The organism is Brachyspira pilosicoli, from assembly GCF_019402445.1.
Lineage (GTDB): Bacteria > Spirochaetota > Brachyspiria > Brachyspirales > Brachyspiraceae > Brachyspira > Brachyspira pilosicoli_B.
This window is the reverse complement of record NZ_SRZM01000289.1, coordinates 1-247: the sequence shown is the minus strand read 5'-3', so window position 1 is coordinate 247 and position 247 is coordinate 1. Positions and strand designations below refer to the sequence as shown.

Genomic DNA, 247 nt, shown 5'->3' with positions numbered 1-247 from the left:
TCAGAAGCATATAATAATAGAGGTTTTTCTGAGCATTCCCAAGGTAAATATGATGAATCAATATTAGATTATAATAAAGCTATAGAGTTAAATCCAAATTATTCAGAAGCATATAATAATAGAGGTTTTTCTAAATACTCTCAAGGTAAATATGATGAGGCAATATTAGATTATAATAAGGCTATAGAATTAAAACCAAATGATGCATCTTTTTATAAAAATAGAGCTGATTCAAAACAAAGTATAA

The 247-nt window shown here is 25.1% G+C and carries 1 protein-coding gene; it reads left to right on the top strand.

Features of this window, described 5'->3' with window-relative positions:
• On the top strand, positions 1-247 hold a 247-nt coding region (locus E6A48_RS09275; protein WP_219709939.1), incomplete at both ends, for a tetratricopeptide repeat protein.